The 3,676-nt window shown below is 65.5% G+C and carries 3 protein-coding genes; 1 reads left to right on the top strand and 2 read right to left on the bottom strand.

The features are described from left to right. Positions 1-648: AurF N-oxygenase family protein (locus tag CF165_RS49630; protein ID WP_143268974.1), on the top strand; the 648-nt coding region annotated here is incomplete at its 5' end. 33 nt (positions 649-681) lie between these two features. Here CF165_RS49630 and CF165_RS49625 read toward each other — a convergent pair. Together CF165_RS49625 and CF165_RS49620 are read right to left on the bottom strand one after the other, a co-directional pair. Further along, entirely contained in the window at positions 682-1,554 is an 873-nt protein-coding gene (locus CF165_RS49625) for a class I SAM-dependent methyltransferase (protein WP_093954551.1), read from the bottom strand. 1 nt (position 1,555) lies between these two features. Beyond that, positions 1,556-3,676: ATP-binding protein (locus tag CF165_RS49620; protein WP_093954550.1), on the bottom strand; the 2,121-nt coding region annotated here is incomplete at its 5' end.

Here is a 3,676-nt window from a genome sequence, read left to right as displayed (position 1 = left end):
CTCAGTCTCATGCGGTCATTGCTCCGCGCAGTGCAGGAGGGCGCTCCGGCGTCGGATCCGGCGTTGTACGCCCTGACGGAAGTCGCTGACGAGTGTCGGCATTCGACCATGTTCGCCAAGGCGATAACGTGGCTCGGCGGTTCGGTCGTGCCGCAGTCGAGGCTCGTCACCAAGCTGGTGAACGTCGTTTCGGCGGTCATCCCGCAAGGTCCGTTCTTCTGGGCCAGTGCGTTGTTCTTCGAGGAACCGGTGGATCGCCTGCAGCGCGAGGCGATGAACGACGAGACCATCCAGCCATTGCTTCGGATGGTCTATCGGATCCACGTCCTGGAGGAGAGCCGGCACGTGACGTACGCTCGCGAGGCCGCGCTGCGCACGATGGCGGAAGCCGGGCCGCTCTCGCGGCGGTTGAACCGAATCGGGGTGGCGATGCTGGCGTGGTCGCTGGGGCGCACGCTGCTCCGGCCGGCGACCTATCGGCGAGCCGGGCTGGATTCGCGGGCGGCTTATCGTGTCGCGCTCGCCAATCCGCACTACCACGAGTCCTTGCGCTGGGTGTCCGAACGGCTGGTGGCCTTCTGCGCGGACGCCGGTTTCATCGAGGGTTGGCTCACCTCGGCCATCTGGCGACGATCCCACCTGCTTTGAGAAGATCCAGCCGGGGTAACCAGGCCGTGACGACTACTGCCCGGGCACCCGGGCATGGACGAAGCCGCCGAAGAGCCAGATCGGTCCTTGCACCGACCCGTCGGAACGTGTCAGGTATCGACGTTGTGCCGCGGCGCTCTCCAGGTCTTCGACCAGCTGCAGCCGGTGTGCGGCGAGCAGCTCTTCGACGCGGCCTCGCCGGATGCCCCACCGCCATGGTTCGCCGCGCGCGGCCACCTGCCGGAGGACGGCCTCAGCCTCGGGGATGACGGCTGTGCCGTCCAGGATTTCCTGCCAGCAGTAGTCGAAGACCAGAGAACTGCCGGGTGCCAGTCGTGCGAACCAGCGCAACGTTGTTTCGACGCCCTCCGCCCGCAAGTACGGCGTCACGCCCGACCACAGCACCACGGTCCTGACTGTCGGGTCGAAGCCGCCCTTCTGCAGAACTTCGGCCAGATCGTCTTCCTCGAGATTTGCAGTCAGGTACCGGACATCGCACTGGGGCAGGGCGTGGACGCGCTCCTGTTTACGCACGGACATGTGCGGCTGATCCACTTCGAAGATCGACGCGGTCCCGATCTCCTCCCGCATGCGATGGGCACGGCTGTCGAAGCCGGCCCCGAGGAGGACGACCTGAGCCGCGCCGGCCGCTGTCGAGGCGGACAACACGTCATCCATGTATTTCGTCCGGATCACTTCGTACCACATCCCGGCGGCCGCCCTCTTCCGGATTGCCCGGCTGACAAGCAACCGCAGCCCGGGAACCTTGACCATGGCAGGCAGAGGTGGCCACCACGGCAGGATCCGGGATGCCAGCAGGTCAGGATTGCGCAGCTCCTGCTCAGGTTGAAGGGCCCCTGCCGCCCGAAGCAGCGTGACAGACTCCGCGGTCGACACTGTGGGCATCTCAGCTCACCTCATGTTGCTGTTGCAGGGCATCGAGGCGGTCTCGTACTCGATCACTGTCCGGGACGCCCAGCTGATCGTAGAGTTCCAACGCCTGCTGCCAGTGAACCGTGGCCGCGCGCGCATCACCGCACTCGATGCGGGCATCGCCGACCCCTTCGTGCGCGCGTGCTTCTTCGTAGCGGTTTCCAGTCTCTTTCGCGAGGTTAAGTGCTTCCTCGTACCTTCGGCCGGACTCTTCGGGTTCGCTGAGGCGACAGTGGATCTCGCCGAGCGTTCGAAGTGCTCGGTTTTCGATGTTTCGGTTCCTGGTCCGTCGGGCCAGCTCCAGGGCTCGCATGCAATGGTCGAGAGCCTTGCGGTGCTGGTCCATAGTGGAACATATTTCACCCAGAGCGCGGAGTGCATAGCCCTCGATCGTGTGGTTTCCCGCTTTACGGGCAACCGACACGGCTTCCTCGTAGCTGGCGATGGCTTCCCCGTGTCTGCCTAGATTGAAGTAGATCTCGCCGAGGCCGCGCAATGCATATCCCTCGAGGTCCTGATCGCCGGTTTCCCGGCCGGCGGCGAGGGTGCGCTGCAGGACTTCTCCGGCTTGCTCGTTTGACCCCAATCTCGTGTGAACCAGACCCAGTGCGTGCAGCGCGCGACCCTCGAGACTGCGGTCGCCCTTGTCGGCCGCGATGCGAACAGCGGCTTGACAGTCGACGAGTGCTCGCTGGTAGTGTCCGAGGAACCAGTTGATGTATCCGCGGCTGGCCAGTGCGTCTGCCTCGAAGAGGACGTTGCCGAGGGCCGATGCCGCGGTAATCGCGTTCGTGTGCACGGCCAAAGCCTCGTCGTGGTTTCCGCAAATATGAAAGTACCGCCACACGGTGGACGAAAGCAGGCATGCGTAAGTTGGCCAGCCGTGCAACACGGTGAATTCCGACATCGAGACCAGGTTCGAACGTTCGGCGTTGAGCCAGCCGAGGGCCCGGTCGTAGTTCGACACGTCCACAGTCGCGGCGGTGCGATCGGAGAGCTTCGGACGGTGTGCCCAGTCGGTCGGCGCCACCGAGTCCATCGCCTTCGACGCCGTGGAAAGGTAGTAGTCGAACAACCGAGTGAGGGCCGCGCTGCGGTCTGCTTCACTGTCTATAGTGGACGACAGCTTGGCCGCGTGCGCCCGGATCAAGTCGTGGAAGCGGTATCGGCTGGGTACCAGCTGTTGAAGGAGGTGCGCGTCGACCAGGTTCTCCAGCTTCGTCTCCGCCTCCTCCGGGGCGCAACCGATCAGCGCGGCCACCGCGTGCGGCTCGATGTCGGCACCGGGCGCCAGCCCGGCCATGCGGAAGACCAGCTTCTCGTCGTCGGAAAGCTGCTCATAGGACAGGGAGAAGGCGGTCGCGACACTGAGGTCGTCGGTTTCGAGTTCCTCGAGCCGCCGGTGGTCGTCGCGCAGCCGCGCAGCCAAGTAGGAAGTGGTCCACGCTGTCCGATGACGTAGCCGCGCTCCGGCGATCTGGATCGCCAGCGGAAGGCAGCCGCACAGTCTCAGCACCTCCTCGGTGGCGCTGGGATCGGCGAGCGGCCGGTCGTCGCCGACGACCTTCACGAACAGATCCCGCGCATCGGCGAGCGGCATAACGTCGAGCGAGATGAGATTGGCGTCGAGGTTGGTGAGCCGCTGCCTGCTGGTCACCAGGGCCAAGCTCTGCGGCGACCCCGGCAGCAGGGGCTTGATCTGGGTGGTGTCGGACGCGTTGTCCAGCACGACCAGGACGCGTCGGCGGGCCAGCTGGGCCCGCCAAAGCGCTGACCGGTCTTCGACATCCGGCGGGATGACCTCGGTACCCAGCCCGAGCGCCCGCAACAACTTCTCCAGTGCCGCGGACGGCGACATGGGAGTCCGGCCAGGGGAGTGCGCATTCAGGTCCACGAACAGCTGAGCGTCGGGAAACCTGCCGGCGAGCCGGTGTGCCACGTGCACGGCGAGCGTTGTCTTGCCGACACCGGCCATCCCGTCGATCGCGGAGATCACCATGGTACCGCCCGCGGTTCTGGCCGAAGCCGACAGGATTCGTTCGAGCGCGAGCCGTCGTCCGGTGAAGTAGCTGATGTCGCGCGGCAAGTCGTTGCG

It is taken from the genome of Amycolatopsis vastitatis (assembly GCF_002234595.1).
Lineage (GTDB): Bacteria > Actinomycetota > Actinomycetes > Mycobacteriales > Pseudonocardiaceae > Amycolatopsis > Amycolatopsis vastitatis.
This window is presented reverse-complemented; position numbering and strand designations above follow the sequence as displayed.

Bases quoted from the DNA above. Each gene is read 5' to 3' on its own strand.
- CF165_RS49625 (WP_093954551.1), bottom strand. From the start codon at position 1,554: ATGCCCACAGTGTCGACCGCGGAGTCTGTCACGCTGCTTCGGGCGGCA.